This window comes from Veillonella parvula (assembly GCF_002005185.1).
GTDB classification, from domain to species: Bacteria; Bacillota; Negativicutes; order Veillonellales; family Veillonellaceae; genus Veillonella; species Veillonella parvula_M.
The window spans coordinates 1,939,599-1,957,574 of sequence record NZ_CP019721.1 but is presented as its reverse complement, the minus strand read 5'-3'; the positions used below and the strand labels follow the sequence as shown (position 1 = coordinate 1,957,574).

At 34.4% G+C, this 17,976-nt stretch carries 15 protein-coding genes and 1 other annotated feature; of the genes, 12 read left to right on the top strand and 3 right to left on the bottom strand.

All coding sequences use genetic code 11. From position 1 onward, the window contains the following. Positions 1-163 precede the first annotated feature (163 nt). Positions 164-396 (top strand) — a binding site (T-box leader). A gap of 141 nt (positions 397-537) precedes the next feature. Beyond that, entirely contained in the window at positions 538-2,448 is a 1,911-nt protein-coding gene (thrS, locus tag B1A77_RS09080) for a threonine--tRNA ligase (protein WP_077708548.1), read from the top strand. A gap of 155 nt (positions 2,449-2,603) precedes the next feature. Further along, positions 2,604-3,809 (top strand): MFS transporter, encoded by a 1,206-nt coding sequence (locus B1A77_RS09075; RefSeq protein ID WP_118091340.1) that lies wholly within the window; start codon positions 2,604-2,606, stop codon positions 3,807-3,809. A gap of 164 nt (positions 3,810-3,973) precedes the next feature. Here B1A77_RS09075 and B1A77_RS09070 read toward each other — a convergent pair whose 3' ends face one another. Continuing rightward, positions 3,974-5,467, bottom strand: coding sequence for a DASS family sodium-coupled anion symporter (locus B1A77_RS09070; RefSeq protein ID WP_077708546.1), 1,494 nt, complete (start codon positions 5,465-5,467; stop codon positions 3,974-3,976). Between the two features lie 494 nt (positions 5,468-5,961). Here B1A77_RS09070 and infC point away from each other — a divergent pair, with 494 nt between their 5' ends. The 5 genes from infC (at position 5,962) to B1A77_RS09045 (ending at position 8,706) form a co-directional block, all read left to right on the top strand. Next, a complete protein-coding gene (gene infC, locus B1A77_RS09065) occupies positions 5,962-6,480 on the top strand; it encodes a translation initiation factor IF-3 (RefSeq protein WP_077708658.1) in 519 nt (172 codons plus the stop codon). 20 nt (positions 6,481-6,500) lie between these two features. Further along, on the top strand, positions 6,501-6,698 hold the full coding sequence (gene rpmI, locus B1A77_RS09060; protein WP_004696338.1) for a 50S ribosomal protein L35: 198 nt from the start codon (positions 6,501-6,503) through the stop codon (positions 6,696-6,698). Between the two features lie 46 nt (positions 6,699-6,744). Beyond that, a complete protein-coding gene (gene rplT / locus B1A77_RS09055) occupies positions 6,745-7,095 on the top strand; it encodes a 50S ribosomal protein L20 (protein ID WP_004696335.1) in 351 nt (116 codons plus the stop codon). Positions 7,096-7,242: 147 nt separating this feature from the next. After that, entirely contained in the window at positions 7,243-7,797 is a 555-nt protein-coding gene (locus tag B1A77_RS09050; RefSeq protein ID WP_077708545.1) for a hypothetical protein, read from the top strand. A 267-nt stretch (positions 7,798-8,064) separates the two neighbouring features. Further along, positions 8,065-8,706, top strand: coding sequence for a PdaC/SigV domain-containing protein (locus B1A77_RS09045; RefSeq protein WP_077708544.1), 642 nt, complete (start codon positions 8,065-8,067; stop codon positions 8,704-8,706). 125 nt (positions 8,707-8,831) lie between these two features. Here B1A77_RS09045 and B1A77_RS09040 read toward each other — a convergent pair whose 3' ends face one another. After that, positions 8,832-9,101 carry a hypothetical protein gene (locus B1A77_RS09040; protein WP_024061940.1) on the bottom strand — a complete coding sequence of 90 codons (270 nt, stop codon included), beginning with the start codon at positions 9,099-9,101 and terminating at the stop codon, positions 8,832-8,834. Positions 9,102-9,217: 116 nt separating this feature from the next. Between B1A77_RS09040 and B1A77_RS09035 the strand changes: the two genes are divergently transcribed. Continuing rightward, a complete protein-coding gene (locus B1A77_RS09035) occupies positions 9,218-10,549 on the top strand; it encodes a hypothetical protein (protein WP_077708543.1) in 1,332 nt (443 codons plus the stop codon). Between the two features lie 98 nt (positions 10,550-10,647). On the opposite strand, the gene B1A77_RS09030 is transcribed toward B1A77_RS09035, so the two are convergent. Then, positions 10,648-12,606, bottom strand: coding sequence for a DUF2075 domain-containing protein (locus tag B1A77_RS09030; RefSeq protein ID WP_077708542.1), 1,959 nt, complete (start codon positions 12,604-12,606; stop codon positions 10,648-10,650). A 260-nt stretch (positions 12,607-12,866) separates the two neighbouring features. Here B1A77_RS09030 and B1A77_RS09025 point away from each other — a divergent pair, with 260 nt between their 5' ends. Genes B1A77_RS09025 through B1A77_RS09010 form a run of 4 tightly spaced genes read left to right on the top strand, consistent with a single transcriptional unit; the run spans position 12,867 to position 17,959 of the window. Further along, positions 12,867-13,922 (top strand): DNA cytosine methyltransferase, encoded by a 1,056-nt coding sequence (locus B1A77_RS09025; RefSeq protein WP_077708541.1) that lies wholly within the window; start codon positions 12,867-12,869, stop codon positions 13,920-13,922. Then, complete coding sequence (locus B1A77_RS09020) at positions 13,922-14,974, top strand: DNA cytosine methyltransferase (RefSeq protein ID WP_077708540.1); 1,053 nt, start codon at positions 13,922-13,924, stop codon at positions 14,972-14,974. The genes B1A77_RS09025 and B1A77_RS09020 overlap by 1 nt, the downstream gene beginning before the upstream one ends. Before the next feature lie 8 nt (positions 14,975-14,982). Continuing rightward, entirely contained in the window at positions 14,983-16,557 is a 1,575-nt protein-coding gene (locus B1A77_RS09015; protein ID WP_077708539.1) for an McrB family protein, read from the top strand. Next, a complete protein-coding gene (locus tag B1A77_RS09010) occupies positions 16,547-17,959 on the top strand; it encodes an LlaJI family restriction endonuclease (protein ID WP_077708538.1) in 1,413 nt (470 codons plus the stop codon). The genes B1A77_RS09015 and B1A77_RS09010 overlap by 11 nt, the downstream gene beginning before the upstream one ends. Positions 17,960-17,976 lie beyond the last annotated feature (17 nt).

Genomic DNA, 17,976 nt, shown 5'->3' with positions numbered 1-17,976 from the left:
TATCATTCTCGGGCTGTTTTCTTTTAAAAATAAATGTATATAGGTAAAAATAAAGGTGAAGTTTATAGTATATTGCTCTAACAACAATTACAATTTATTGTTCTTATTAAATTTCCAGTTACACTGTATTGAATTTTTTAATTCTCTATGATACTATAATCTAGTAAAAGTGATGCAAAGGACATGATTCTTTTATCCCTGTGTACCAGAGAGAGGCAGATGCTGGAAATGCCTTACACATATATTAGAATTACCCCCTTTAAACTGATTTGTCGAACCTAAGTAGGCAAATACGGCCGCCACCGTTATCGGGCTTAATGAAGTGAATTAACTATACACATATATTCGTATAGGTAGTTAACTAGGGTGGAACCGCGAATGATCTTCGTCCCTTGTTTGTAGGGATAGAAGGTCTTTTTTTATTACCCAATTTCTACAAGCTATTTACACAATGCTTATGTATTGTGTGGTATGTGAGCATGTTGGGGACAATGAAAAATCAAAGCTATCCTAGTTTATAAATTGGAGGAAAGAAAAATGGCAGATGTAAAAATCATTTTACCTGATGGTAGTGCGAAGGAATATGCTGCTGGCACTACTCTTGGGGAAGCAGTAAAACAACTATCTAACAGCTTGGCTAAAAAAGTACTAGCTGCTAACGTAAATGGCGAATTAACAGACCTTCGCGAAGAACTTGTAGATGGTTCTGAAGTAGCATTCTTAACATTCGAAGAAGATGGTGGTAAACATACATTGCGCCACACAGCTTCTCATATCTTGGCACAAGCTGTTAAACGTTTATGGCCTGAAGCTAAATTGGCTATTGGACCAGCTATCGATAAGGGGTTCTACTATGATATCGATATGGAACATACTTTGACTCCTGAAGATTTAGGTAAAATCGAAAAGGAAATGAGCCGCATCGTAAAAGAAAATTTACCGATTACTAAATCCGTTATGCCTCGTCAAGAAGCTATCGAGTTCTTCAAATCTAAAAACGAAGACTACAAGGTAGAATTGATTCAAGACCTTCCTGAAGATGCAATCATCTCTTGCTACTCTCAAGGGGATTTCATCGATCTTTGCGCAGGACCTCACGTGGCATCCACTGGCAAGGTGAAAGCTTTCAAATTACAAAGCATTGCAGGTGCATACTGGCGCGGCGATGAAAAGAACAAAATGTTGCAACGTATTTACGGTACTGCATTTGAAAAGAAAGAAGAACTTGATGCATATCTTCACTTGCTTGAAGAAGCGGCTAAACGGGATCATCGTAAACTTGGTAAAGAACTTGGCTTGTTTGTTATCAAAGAAGAAGGTCCTGGTTTCCCATTCTTCTTACCAAAAGGTATGGCTCTTCGCAACGAATTAGAAAACTTCTGGCGTGAAGTTCACCATGATTTTGACTATGAAGAAATTCGTACACCTATCATCTTGAGTAAACATTTGTGGGAAACTTCTGGTCACTGGGATCATTACCGTGAAAACATGTACACTACAATCATCGATGATGAAGAATATGCAATTAAACCAATGAACTGCCCAGGTGGTATCTTGGTTTACCAAAACGAAATGCATTCCTATCGTGACTTCCCATTGCGTTACGCTGAACTCGGTCTAGTTCACCGTCATGAATTGTCCGGTGCATTACACGGCTTATTCCGTGTACGTGCGTTCACACAAGACGATGCTCATGTATTCATGTTGCCAGATCAAATGCAAACTGAGTTGATGAAAGTTATCGAATTGTTCGACCGTATCTATAGTCAATTCGGCTTGAAATATCATGTAGAACTGTCCACTAAACCTGATAATGCTATGGGTGATGACGCAATTTGGGAGGCAGCGACAGAAGCATTGCGTAATGCTATCGAAGCGAAAGGTATTCCATACGTAATCAACCCTGGCGACGGCGCATTCTACGGTCCTAAACTTGACTACCATATCGAAGACTCCTTAGGTCGTACATGGCAATGTGGTACTATTCAATTAGATATGAACTTGCCTGAACGTTTCCAAATTGAATACATTGGTGAAGATGGTCAAAAACATCGTCCTATCATGATTCACCGTGCATGCTTCGGCTCTATGGAACGTTTCATTGGTATCTTAACTGAACACTATGCAGGCGCATTCCCAACATGGATGGCTCCTGTACAAGTTAAAATCTTGCCTATTTCTGAAAAACATGTTGAATATGCTAAGGAATTGGCAAAACAAATGCACCGCGACTATGTACGCGTAGAAGTAGACGATCGTAGTGAAAAAATCGGCTATAAAATCCGCCAAGCACAAATGGCAAAAGTTCCTTACATGCTTGTTGTGGGTGATAAAGAAGTTGAAGAAGGCACAGTTAACGTTCGTAAACACGGTGGTGATGAATTAGGTTCCGTACCATTTGAAGAATTCTTTAATTCTATTAAGATTGAAATTAAAGAACGTAATTAATTAAATATCTATTGTTTATATTGATAAAAATCCCCCTCACATCTTGCACAATTATGATTAGTCTGTATAATTTATTAGTGGTGAGATTATATGAGGGGGATTTTATTATTATATTCTCTTTAATTGTTACCTGTGAGTAGCGAAAGGAAATGACTATGAAAGAAGTAAATTCATACGGTTGGAAAGCTGTTATTGGTTCATCTATAGGTTATGCCATGGATGGGTTTGATCTCTTGATTCTTGGCTTTATGCTAACCTTGATTTCAGGGGACTTAGGCTTGACTACTGGTCAAGCAGGTTCACTTGTGACGTGGACCTTGGTAGGTGCCGTAATCGGTGGCTTTATCTTTGGTACCTTGTCAGATAAGTTTGGTCGTGTTCGTGTGTTGACATGGACTATTGTGTTATTTGCTGTATTTACTGGTCTATGTGCTTTTGCACAAGGGTATTGGGATCTTCTCATATATCGGACAATTGCCGGTATCGGCTTAGGCGGTGAATTTGGTATTGGTATGGCCTTAGCAGCTGAAGCATGGCCTGCACAGCATCGTGCAAAGGCAACAAGCTATGTTGCCATCGGCTGGCAGTTAGGCGTATTGGCTGCAGCACTGTTAACACCCGTATTACTTCCTTATATTGGATGGCGTGGTATGTTCATGGTTGGCATTATTCCTGCCTTTGTGGCCTGGATCTTCCGTGCGAAATTACATGAACCAGAAATCTTTGTTCAAAGTAAAGACACTAAGGAACATTCCCATACGAACTCATTCAAGTTATTAGTAAAAGATGTAAGAACTACAAAGACCTCCATAGGTGTTGCTATTTTAACATCTGTTCAAAACTTTGGTTACTACGGTATTATGATTTGGTTGCCTAATTTCTTGAGTAAGCAATTAGGGTTTTCCCTTACAAAATCTGGTTTGTGGACTGCTGTTACTGTATGTGGTATGATGGTCGGCATTTGGTTATTCGGACGATTGGCTGATAAAATTGGCCGTAAACCAACATTTATCTTGTTCCAAGTATGTGCTGTGGCATCTATTTTGATTTATTCTCAACTATCTGATCCAACAGCTATGCTATTTGCCGGCGCTATTCTAGGGGCCTCTGTAAATGGTATGATGGGTGGGTATGGTGCCTTAATGGCAGAAGCCTATCCAACAAGTGCTCGCGCAACGGCTCAAAACGTGTTATTTAACATCGGTCGCGCCGTAGGTGGCTTTAGCCCAATGGTAGTAGGTATGATTATCTCAATGTACTCGTACCAAGTGGCAATTGCATTCTTGGCTATTATCTATGTAATCGATATATTGGCAACCGTATTCTTGATTCCGGAACTTAAAGGTAAGGAATTAGAATAAATAATTGTTTGTGAAAGCTTTACATCGAAAAGAATATAGACGTTTTATATTGAAACTCATATAAAAATCAAGAGGCTCTGTCTTAAGACAGAGCCTCTTATAGTATGTTTAATTTAAAATATTAGAATTATTTAGAGTGTTTGGTCTATTTAGAATATTTAGACTTACGCAATTCCAATCCAGTGCCAGTATGTAAGTGCAAATACAAGCATCATGATATAGCCGATGATGGTTAATGGAATTCCTGTAGTCATAAATGTTTTTACGTCGAATGTATCTGTACCATAAGCTACCATGCCTTGTGGTGAGTTTACTGGCAATACCAGACCAAAGCAGATTGCATATTGCATGAGCATTGTTACGCCAAGTGGATTAAGTCCTTCTGCGGAATGTCCCATAACGATGGATATTACGATAGGAATCATGGCAGAAGAGAGAGCTGTAGCTGATGCAAATCCAAGATGGATTAAAATCAGGAAGGCAGCCATAATAGCAATCAAAAGGAACACGCTTGCCGTTTCAAGGGAGAAGGCATTTACGAATACTTGTGCGAGCCAAGTAGCAGCTTTCGTTTTAAGTAATACAGATCCAAGACCGATACCAGCCCCAAACATGACAATCGACCCCCAATCGATGTTTGGCTGTGCAAACTTCCAGTCCATAATACCAATTTTAGGGAAGAAGAATAAGGCAATTGCTATGATTGTAGTTGTCGTAGTATCGATGGAGTGTAGTTTACCTCCTGTTGCCCACAATGCTAATAAACCAATGGAGATGCATAATAGTTTCTTTTCATCAAATGACATGGGACCGATTTCTTTACGCATTTTAGCGAGTTGGACATCACCGCCAACGAGCTCTTTAAACTCTGGTTTGATAAAAGCTTGCGTTACAAAGTAGGTAATGATAGCCATAATTATGGAGAACGGTGCAGCTGCTGTGAGCCAATCAATCCAACTTACAGATGTATTCATCTGTGTTTGCATAAATCCAACAGCTACGAGGTTTTGAGCAGCAGCTGTTTGAATCATAATATTCCAAAATGTATCTGCTTGTACGGCACCTACCATGAGTAGGGCTGCTACACGGCTTTTACGTTCAATACCTAAGTTTTCGACGATACCGATAATAATTGGAGCTAAACAAGCGATACGAGCCGTTGCACTTGGTACAAAGAATGCGAGAATAAGGCCTGTAATAATAACACCTAAATAAATGCGGCTAACCTTTGTACCTACACTAGATAATACGAGCATGGCTATGCGACGATCGAGACCTGTTTTACGCATGGCTACGGAAATGAACATAGCTGCACCTACGAGAATCATCGCAGGGGAAGAATAACCTGAAATAATCAGCTTTAAGGCATTGGCTGTGCCCATAGCTTTCGCTGGCGCTTCTGGATTTGGAGAGAAACCTAGTAATAAGGCAGTGAGCGCTGTAATCATGGTCGCACTTACCGGATAGGATACAGCCGATGTCATCCACAAGATGATAGCAAAGGCGAGGACACCAATCATGCGATGACCACCGGTAGATAATGTTTCTGGTGTAGGTAATAATAAAATGCTACCTAAAACAATAAAGGCAAGAATAAGACCTATATTTTGAATTGTTGTACGAGCCTTTTGAGGAGGCAAGCTAGTTGTTACACTCATGATAAAACCCCTTTCAGTTTGTGTAATACCTATTACTGTATAATACTTAGTTAGATAATGTTTAGTTAGATAATAATCAGTTAAATAATATCTAGTTAGATAATACATAGCTAGATAATACTCACTTAAATAATACCCAGTTAGATAATACCTTGCTAGGTAGAATATATTATATATATTATTGTATCGTATTTTTCTATAGAATTAATAATCATATTATAGAAATATTGTATACATAAAGGGGGATAGGTGTCAGTAAGTATGCCTATATACAGAACTTATAATCTCTGTTATACTAAAAGAGTTGTAATAATAAATTGCTGAGAGCAACTTAAGATTGTTGTTGACTTTCATTATCTAATTTGTTATTATAATTAAGTAATTTATGAAGCAGAGGCCATCCGCCACTCACCTAATACCAAGAAGTATGAGGTTAATATAGAGAATTCTATTCGGATGGTGCTTGCCGTCCGTTTTTTTTTATTCTCTTGGAGGTGAACGCTATTAGCAAGGATACACCACGCATTAATGAAGAGATTCGTGCTCGTGAACTTCGTGTCGTAGGTCCTGAAAACGAACAAATCGGTATTATGTCTGGCCGTGAGGCGTTGGCATTGGCTGAAGAACAGCATCTTGATCTTGTGGAAATTGCGCCTAACGCTAAACCACCAGTAGTTCGCATTATGAACTACGGTAAATATCGTTATGAACAACAAAAACGCGAGAAAGAAGCGAAGAAAAAACAAAAAATCGTAACTTTGAAAGAAGTCAAATTACGTCCACATATTGAAGACCATGACTTTTACGTAAAAATGAAAAACGCATCCAAATTCTTGGCTGAAGGTAACAAAGTAAAAGTAACTATCATGTTCCGCGGTCGTGAACTTTCACATCCAGAACTAGGCATGGCAGTGTTGACACGTTTTGCTGAAGAACTCAAAGAAACGGCGTCTATTGAAAAAGCAGCTAAATTAGAAGGTCGTAACATGACCATGATTTTAGTAAGTAAATAAGGTATTGGGAGGATTATATTATGCCAAAAATTAAAACTCGTCGCGCAGCGGCTAAACGTTTCGCAGTAACTGGTACTGGTGAATTCAAGCGTGCGAAAGCTTTCAAAAGCCACATTCTTGAGAAAAAATCTCCAGCTCGTAAACGTAATTTACGTAAAGCTACATTGGTTGCAAAAGCTGACCACAAACGCGTAGCTAAATGCTTACCATACGCTTAATCGTTAACTATTAGATCGATACATCGTAATTTAGGAGGAATATACAATGGCAAGAGTGAAAAAGGGCGTTACAGCTCATGCACGTCATAAAAAGATTTTAAAATTAGCTAAAGGTTACCGCGGTACACGTTCCCGTTTGTTCAAAAAAGCTAACGAAACAGTAATGAAAGCGTTGTACTACGCTCGTCGTGACCGTCGTGCGAAAAAACGCGAATTCCGTCAATTGTGGATCGCTCGTATCAACGCAGCGGCTCGCATCAACGGTACAACTTACAGCCGTTTCATCGCTGGTTTAGCTAAAGCAGGCGTTGAAGTAAACCGTAAAATGTTGGCTGACTTGGCAGTTAACGATGCAGCAGCATTCGCTAAACTTGTTGAAGTAGCTAAAAACGCTTAATAGCATAACAATATACATTGAGGACTCTCTTTGGAGGGTCCTTTTTTATTTGGTGAAAGTAATAGATTATCAATACTTTTATAATATGATATGATATCCTATAGATATCATGTGTGTAATAAATATTGAAAGAGGGGAATTAAAATAATGAAAAAATTATTTTCTATGTTATTGTTAGTATGTATAGTAATACCATTACAGATCCAAGCTATATCGATGGAAGCTATTAAAAATGATAAGAATAATGTTCCTATTCTTACAGGAGAAAATGCTATTACGTATTTTGTAGATAAAAGTTCCATTAAAAGAGTAGAAGAGAATGAGTTTATTTATAAAGCACAGGCCGTTGTATATGAGGTTGAAAATAATAATAGTCGTAGAACTAACTCATATATTCATAAGGTTTTAGTTACTTATCGTTATGATATAAACCATTCTGTAGCCAGCGTATTACGTACTCCACAGTATGCACAAGACTATTCACTCCTCATATATGCTAAACAAGCTAGCTCTGGTATGAAATTAACGATAAATAGTGTGGAAGATTTTAATTATGAAGGTGTGGCTTTGGGAAATTTCGGTAATATTCAACAAGAATACGTTGATGTAGCTTTGCGTGATCCTAAATATGTTGTAGGTAACTATATCTTTAAAGAAGCTTATGGTACAGCTTTTGAAAATATGACTCTTCATAAGAAATAAGATAAATGAGTTTATGGAAGTAGCTAAAAACGCTTAATAGCATAATAATACAGATTAAGGACTCTCTTTGGAGGGTCCTTTTTGTATGGTGAAAGTATGATATAGCTACATTTATATTTTAGTGTAAAATACTAAATCATTTTAGCTGTTTTATAAAGTGAAATAAACTATCAAAAAAGTAAAATATAAAAGAGGAGTTTTATTATAGCTTGTAGAACTAACATAGTAATAAACCTATTTAAGGTGCTTGTAAAAGGAGACATTATTATGGGAATCTTTAAAAAGCTATGTATGACCTCTATGTTAGGTGTTATGTTAACTGTACCAACGTATGCAACTGTTGTTACAGGCAGTCAATCAGATGTAAATTTAGATTTAAAGTATCCTTTAGTTTATACAGATCATGCTTATGCTCAAAGAGTTATTAATACAGATATTGCAAATTATGTACTCGAAGCAAAGGATATGTATTACAACCAACATATTTATCAAGTTTCTCAAAACTATAAGGTTACCTATGAGGATAGTCAAGTTGTTTCAATCCTACTAACTACCTATTATTACTACGCCGGAGCTGCTCATGGTATGTATAATACAAGAGGTCTTGTATATAATAAAGTAACAGGTCAACGCATTCCATTATATAACTATATAAAAATTGCGAATGAAGCACAATTGGATAACGGCTTACGATCCCATGTATTAAGTTATTATACAGGTAATCATACAAAGAGCTATATTCCAAGTGGATGGAGTGTAAAATATGTAACCGATAACTATTGCTTACGTGGTAAGGGGAACATTGATTTAGTTTACCAACCATATGAACTAGGACCGTACGCAGCTGGTAATACCTATATTGGTTTTACACCAAAAGCCATTGAATACTTTAACCGCATGAACTCCTAATACAAGTGTAGCTTTAAATTGTGTCTTATCAGTACATTGATGCATTAAATAGTATTCTTGTTATAAACTCTATAAAAGCCTATAGTACATATACTGTACTATAGGCTTTTAGTGTACTTATCATATTATCTTCTATATCCGCCACATCCTCTAGTATTAGAGTTTTGACCACAGTAACTTTGGCTAGTATTGTTACAAACTGTATTGTTATTATTACAGTTGTATTGAGCGTTTGTATTACAATTGTATTGAGTATCTGCATTACATTTATACTGAGCATTGGTATTGCAATTTGCTTGTGATCCATTGCATACATAATCATAAGCAAATCCTGTAGATACAGCCGCTGTCACGGCTAAAAGCGTCATGACAATCATACGTTTTGTAAACTTCATAGGTATCACCTCCTCATTTCTATACTTATATTGTACTACTAAATGTCAACTAAAATATGATATTCTATACATATATACTATTTGAGAGGCATTATGTGAAAGGATGAGAGTCTATTATGAAACGTATATTGATGGCTACACTATGTTTTAGCTGTGTTACGTTAGGAAGTCATGCGATTGATATTAATATACCAGGTGCGGATCCTACAATATCAAAGGATGCATATCAAAATTATCGCAAGACTGATTTAGATGTACACAAGATGGAACGTGAGGTTGAAGCAGAAATAAAAGATTATATGCCCAAAGCTGTGGTAGGTAATGGTGATATAGATTTAGATAAGGTAATTTATTCAAATCGTGAGTTAAACCATTCGTTAAATTTTTCTTCAACAGTATTTATTTTAAAGGAGGATGGAGCAAATATAAAATTTACTATGCCATATCCAAGTAGGTATGGTAATACTGAAAAAATTTCAGATGGCACCTCTGCTTTCAAACAGGCAATAATTATGAGTCCTAATGGAATTATGGCCTATGAATTACGACATCAACCAGCTGGAAATAATTGGGAAGATAGTAAGATTTCATATAACAAGTTGACTATTGATGATATGAAAGCTATTGCAGAGAAAACAGCTGGAGTGTATAAAGCGCCTAATCCTTCTTTATATGCTGATAAATTTATGTATCCTACTATAGAAAAAGCCACATGGGATGTAACATATGCTAAGGGGACTCCGATGGTAGGGAGTATCAATTTTACAATGAAGGATACACCTACAATTTCCTATCATATCGGTTACAATTTGACACCTAAAAAACAGTTGAATTCATTGGAGAAACAAGGTGTAGATAAGACTAAAGAAATTATAATGTCACCTTTGGTAAACTATGTTCTACCATCTATTGAACCCGCTAAGGATATCTTTTCTAAAAGTAAGACATTGAAAATTAATGATTTTACATTTTTAATACTAAAAACAAGTAAAATGGTACGGGTAGATAAAAGCGATTCGTATATGTACATACATAATAGCAATCATTATAAAGAAGGGATTATGGTGATGCCAATAGCAGATACTGATATGCAACATCTAGAGAATATATTCCCAAAAGTTGTACGAAGTATCATTATGTCTGACAAATATTCGATGCGACAACCAATTCAATTTGCTACTGTATGGAATGATGCTATGCCATCTGTATACTTGCAAATTAAGCGCCCTAATACAACTTTGTATATGTTAATATCTCATGACAAACAATTTGTATATACGCACTTTATTATGTCTAATAATAGTAATCTATTGGTAAAAGACTATCGTGATATTGTGCAATATGTAGATACTAATAACAATAAGGACTACTATCATACATTCCAAAGTGGACTGGGGGCTAAGATGCCAAAAGAAATGGTTACTTATGATATTAAGAATACTAAGTAGTCGTTATTTATGAGTTGAATAATAATTAAAAATGAGCCTGTAGCACTATATTATTATAGTGCCACAGGCTCATTTTACTATATCAAGTCTTTAAGACTCTATTTTGTTGTATTAGAACTCGTTTTATCGGCGGCCATTGGTTGTGTCGCTAGAACAACTTGAGATTCATCGTAAGTATAGCTTAACTGATGATTATAGGCTAATTTAAAGTAATTGGCTAAGTCTTTATTTGTACAGTAGATGTAGCAACCTTTTTGGCCACGTGTCATTAATGTACGGTATGTATTTTTTACAATTTCATTTGCAATACGATGTCCTTCTTCAGGGTTTTCTTTTAAAAGTTTTTTGATACCTTTGATAGACTGATCTGTTTTAGCACGTTTATTAATATCTACGATGAGTTTGTCATTTTCATAACGTAGATCATCACCGATAATAACACCTACGTATTCAAATTCAAGGCCTTGAGTGGTATGAATACAGCCTGCTTCATTAATAGAATCTGGATCTATTGCATATGTGGTAGAATTTTCTAAGTTCCAGCTGATTCCAAAATTATGTTCCAGTATTTGGATATCTTTTACAAGAGAAGTTGTTCGACCTTCCTTAGGCCAATCCCAACAATAGCCTGCTAAAACTCGAGACTTATTGTTTATCTCATTTTTTGCTTTTATAGCAGCATACATAGCATTAGGATCATCAAAAATCCTAAAGTCATAATCACCTTCAAAACCATCATAGTTTGCTGTTTCTGCAATTTGAAGAACGTTGTCTAACCAAGCTAAATAGCCGTCAGAGCCATTACAACGGAACTGGGATTCTAGTGCGCCCTCATAAACAAGAGCCTTTTGCTCAGTACTAAACTTTAATATTTTATCGATAGTACCTGCATCTTTAAAAGTAACACGTTGATTTCGATCAATAAAGAAGACACTAAAGAGGGAGGCATTAATAATTTCTTTGATTTGGTCTTCCCCTTCATTTTGGTACATTCCAGATTTTTCACGTAATCTATGTGCTTCATCAACAATTGCAATTTGAAGTGCATTTTTAGAACGTGTATGGAATGTGCCACTACCTTGGAATAATGCTTTAATCTCTGTTTTCTTGAATCCTTTTTGTAACATGGTACTATATACATTTCGTGGTGCTGCATTAGATGTAATATACTGCGCTATATAGCCGTTATGGATACATTCAGCTAATAAGTTTATTGCTACAACACTTTTACCAGTGCCGGGCCCGCCACGAACTATATATACCGTTTTTTGATTATTCTTAATAGCATCTAGGGCAGCTTTTTTTATACGTTCGAACTCAACCTTTTGGTCATCAATAAGAACAAATTCTTTATTGCCCTTCAACATACTTAGAATCGAATCCTGAAGTGCTTTAGATGGTCTGAGCCTACCATGCTCGATAGACTCTATGATATTTGTTGTGTCAGGTTTTGGAATATAGGTCTTGATAAAGTTACGTAAGTTATTCATTTGGCCTAATGTAAACATAGGGGATATGTCTAATATAGCGCTATAGATTGAATCTCGTAATTCAGTTGAGATGCTTTCATCAAAGTTATGTAAAAATGCACATGGATGTAATTCAATAGGTCTCGTCTGTACATCTTCATTGAAGTTTTCAATGAGGCTACAGTAGGACCAGGCTTGGTAGGATGGGTGCGTAACTTCATGGAGTCCTCCACGGAGATAGGTAGATACAATATTATCCTTATCTGCTACTTTGAAAGCTTCGCCCCATTGTTTTAATTCAACGATAATAACATGTTCTTTATTATGTTGATCAAGACCGGTAATTATAAAATCGACACGCTTTTGGGTGTTTGGAACAATATATTCAATGGCAACACCGGCCAAGTCTGGTATTGCTATATCACGCATGACATTAGCCATATAAGATAATGAAGTTTGCCATGAATGAATTTCAGATTCGCCTACACGACGATATTTTTCTGTTAACGTTTGATGTAGCTTTTTTACCAAGACACCTTGTTCGAAATCTTGGATGAAGGATTGTTTTGTGGAAGAGTAGATAATCATAGTGTTAATATTTTCTAGTTTTACTTACTTAAAATTAAAAGTATGAATTTTTTATTGAACATAATATAATTATAAGTTGTATTATATTACTAATATAATACAATTAGAAGGTAAAATGATATATAGATAAATTAAAGTTAATTTTGTATAATAGAATATATGTTCCCTTTGGAGTATACATTAAATATCTATTTTGCTATATAACTATTATTTAATACTATATTTTTGTATATAGTTTTTTAGTATCTTATGGAGTTTATATGAATAAAATAGTAGCCATTAGTTTATTTTCTGGTGCTGGTGGATTAGATATAGCTAGTCATATGGCAGATGTACCAGTTATTTTTAGTACTGATATAGAAAAAGATTGCATTGAGACACTTCAGTCTAATAAAAAGTATTTCAAGAATACTACTATTATTCAAGGTGATTTGAGTAAAATTTCGAGTAATATTATTAGAGATAAAATAATGCAATATGAGTTTGATAAATTCATAGTGATAGGCGGAGCACCTTGTCAACCATTTTCTAAAGCAGGATATTGGGTTGGACATGAAACTAGAAAAGGCATTAATGATCCTAGAGCCTTTTTAGTTGATGAATATTTACGTGTAGTTCTTGAATTATCTCCTGATGGTTTTGTTTTTGAAAATGTTGAAAGCTTACTCCACCCAACTAATAAAGTTATTGTTGATTCTTTTATTAAATTGATTCAAGAGGCAGGATATAATTATAAAATTATAAGGGCAAACGCTTTAGATTATGGAGTTCCACAAAAACGAAAACGGTTATTTATAGTTGGTATAAAAGGAGATTTTATATCTGAAGCACCAAGGAAAACACATGGAAATCCGGATTCTTTACAAGAGGGGGTATTACCATATGTATCTGTTGGTAATGTATTGGCACCATATTCTGGAGATGAATATTTCGAACCTTATGAGGTAACAAAAGGAGGAACATATTATGATGATCTATGTGAAGTTCCTCCTGGGCAGAATTATAAGGCTTTAACAGCGTGGGCAGGTTATCCTAATCCTAAATTTATAGCGGATAAAAGATTTTGGAGTTTTCTATTAAAGTTATCACCAGATAAGCCATCTTGGACTATAACTGCGCAACCAGGCCCATGGGTGGGGCCTTTTCATTGGGAGAATCGACGTTTACGTGTTCCAGAAATAGCTGCATTGCAAACATTTCCTGAGGATTATATATTTAAAGGAAGTAGACGAAGTGTACAAAAACAAATTGGCAATGCAGTACCTTGTTTAATGGGGGCAGCAATGATTGAGTATGTAAAGGAGAGTTTAATGTAATGCCTAATGTCGTAAGTATATTTTCTGGGGGTGGAGGAATCGATATAGGTTTTAAATCTGTAGGATTTAATATTTTGATGTCTACGGATTATTGGCCTCCAGCATGTGAAACATTAAAAAATAATCATTTATCTTCTTTGGTAGTTTGTGATGATATTAGAAAAATAAATTATACAGAACTTTTATCATCAATAAATTATACTGTTGATGATATTGATGTTTTAGTTGGTGGACCACCTTGTCCGGCTTATTCAAAGTCAAGATTTTATCGTACTGAAAAAAAACGTGCATTAGAAGATGAGAATGCATTTACTTTGTATGAGTATTTTAGAGCTTTAGAAATTTTAAAGCCTAAGGTGTTTTTCTTTGAAAATGTATTTGGTTTTGTATATAAACCGCATAAAGCTGCGTTTGATTTGCTAATTAGTGAATCAACAAAATTGGGCTATAAGTTAACTTATAAAGTAGTGAATACTGCAGATTATGGGGTACCTCAAATGAGAGAACGCTTTATATGTGTTGGCGTTAGAGAGGACTTTGGTGAAAGATTTTTATTTCCAGAACCGACACATTATAATCCAGATAAAGAAGTTGAATTATTTGAAAGAAAACCTTGGGTCACATGTGGAGAAGCAATAGGTGATTTGGATTATGATTTACCTATTGATAGTGAAATGCAGGCTGGATCAAAACATAAAGAATTATTGAAATTGGTACCTCCTGGTGATAATTATTTATATTTTACTGAAAAGCGAGGTTATCCAAATCCGATATTTAAATGGCGATCTAGATATTGGTCTTTTTTGCTAAAGTTATCACCTAAAAAACCATCTTGGACTATCCAAGCTAGTTTTTCTAATAATATGGGGCCGTTTCATTGGAAAAATAGATTTTTACGAATAAATGAGATTAAACGACTTCAAACGTTTCCAGATGAATATGAGTTTAGTGGGGATTTTCGTGAACAATGGAGACAAATTGGAAATGCTGTACCAGTTAAAATGGTAGAAGTAGTTGCAAATGCAATAATGAATCAGTATTTTAAAAAATGAGGTAAAATATGTCTGAATACCAGTGGGCTACTAATTGCGGAGAAATTATTTCAGGAGAATATAATTATTCGTTAACTAATATAGATGTTAAAAATCTTTTAGAAGAAGTGTTAATGGTTAATGGTAACACAATAAATAGTATTGAAGCGGTAGAAGATTATCCTGAGATTTATAAAATTAATGTATCAAATTTCCGTAAAAATTATACATTCTATGTATGTATAAAAAATTGTACACCGGGAGGTAGAAATAGCTTAAAGAATGAACAAAGAATACAGCAATATTCTAAATATATTAATTATGCATACCATCTTTTAACAAATGGAGCGTGTGTATTACATTTAGGTATCTATAATTATAATGATAACCTTGTTATTTGTGCTTGGAAATTAAAATATTCAGATGCTAATGGTACTATTTCTAAACAAATTAAAATTGAAACAATTGCCGATGCAATTACGTCTGGATTTGCAAGACAAAGAAAAGGTAATGAATATGTCTATGCATTTACTAAGGAACTTTTTTATTTTTATTTAGATAATTATAAAAACTTACATGAATATTCTTTTTTTAGTACACCTACTATAGTTGAGCCGTTAAATATTCCTCATCAGCGGATTTTTTTTGGTGCTCCTGGAACTGGCAAAAGTTATAAGTTAAATCAAGAGTCAAAACAGTATTTTGGAGAGAATTTTATGCGTGTTACTTTCCATCCTAACTATATGTATGGTAATTTTGTGGGGCAGTATAAACCATATCCTACAGGAGATAATTCTGAAAAAATTACTTATAAATTTGTCCCTGGTATATTGATTAATCAACTAGTTGAGGCATTGAAGAATCCAGATAAAAACTACTTAGTTATTATTGAGGAAATCAACCGAGCAAATGTTGCAGCTGTATTTGGTGACTTATTTCAATTATTAGACCGGAATAGTAATGGTGAGAGTGAATATAGTATTGCTGTTACAAAAGAGTTACAAGACTACTTTAAAAATGAAGCCTTTATAGATGAATTATTAAATGAAAATATTCAGGAGAAATTAGGAGAAAATTTTTCTACTCTTTATTTACCTAATAATTTATATATTTGGGCTACAATGAATAGTGCTGATCAAGGTGTTATGCCTATGGATACTGCTTTTAAGAGACGTTGGGAATTTACCTATTTAGGTGTAAATGATGCTGTTGATAACAATTCTGATGAGTTTGAATCCTATATATTTAAATGTGGTGATGAAGAATATAAATGGAATGATTATCGTGAACAGATTAATGAGAGACTTTCTAAGTTAAATATTCCAGAGGATAAATTACTTGGTCCATATTTCGTATCTAAAAATGTATTGAACGATAATGACAAATTATATATTTCAAAAGTATTAAAAGATAAAGTACTAATGTATTTATATGAGGATGCAGCACGTGCCTTTAGAGGTAAATTGTTTAAAGAGGGGATTTATGGAACCTATTCACAATTGTGTATGGCTTTTGATGATAACCCGCTTACTATATTTAGAGAAGAAATAGATATTAATCCTATTAGTACTAACAATAATCAGGATTCGACAGATGAAAATTAAATTAGTTCAAGAATGGAAAGCTTATACTCGCGACGAATTGGCAGATTTACTAAATCTAGAAGGTAAAAAATTAAGTTATGTAGCTCGTGAACTTAGGAGATTAAATATATTAAAATGTACTTCAATATCAAAAGTTAAAGACCTATCAATACTTATGGATGAATCATCTCTAATTTCTTTATGTAAAAATAATAAGGATATTTATTACTTTCAATATGTAGGGATATTAAAATTAGGAGATAGCTACTTATTTGTTTATCCAAAGTATCTTAATGAAAGTACCTATATTAATGATAGTCAATTGGGATACCCACTCATTAAATTAATCTTACAAGTAATAGAAAAATATAATTATAAGGAGCAGAAACAAGTTAGTGATGATAGTGAAAAATCAGATTTTATTAATATGTTATCTATTGCTATTCAACTATTAAAGGATTATATGCAAAACGGATTATATAAATCTGAGCAGAGTATTATTGAAGTTAATGGTGATGGGCAAATACTGTGGAATCAGACTGTTTCTATGAGTGATGCTTATATTATCGAAGATACACCAATTTATTTTGATTGGTTTACACTAAATCAAGAGAATAATATTAATAACTTCTTTTATCGTTTGCATCGAATTGTATTAACTTTAATTTGTATGGAGTTTCAAGAGATATTTTCTATATTAAATATGACCTCTGTATTTTTTACTGAAGAAAGTCTTAGTACATTAGGTGATCTTGATTATATTATTAATCGTATAAATCAAGAGATATCTGTTCAATTTCGCTCTGATAGACAAAATATACTAAAACTTTTAAAAAACTATTTATTAGAGAGTAAATCGAATAATCTTTCTGATGAAATATCCTTTATTGGGACTAATAGTTTTAATCTAGTATGGCAAGATGTCTGTGCAGTTATTAAGAATAATAGCTTAGATAAAAAGCTGTCTGAATTAGGATATACCTATAAACATATGGTAGAAAAACGGACATACTTAAAGAATATTATAGATAAACCTAAATGGAGGCAAAAGGGGTCAGATCAGTATGATACTACTAATACTTTAATGCCAGATATTGTTACTTTTGAAAATGATAATTTAGTTATTTATGATGCTAAGTATTATAATACATCCTTTGATGAAAATGGGAATATAAGTAATGTACCTGGCATTGAGTCGTTGACAAAACAGATTCTATATGAATTAGCCTATCGTGATTTTGCTACTGAGAATCATCTGATAATTACTAAAAATAGCTTCTTAATGCCTACTGAGGGGGATGAAGATTATATATTGGGAACAGGATCTTTAGGGTTACTTAAAAATCATACTAATGGTGATATCAATGATATTACCATTGAAATGATTGCAGCAGAAAGAGCTTTTCATCAATATTTGAAGTGATATTCTGATGTTAAATT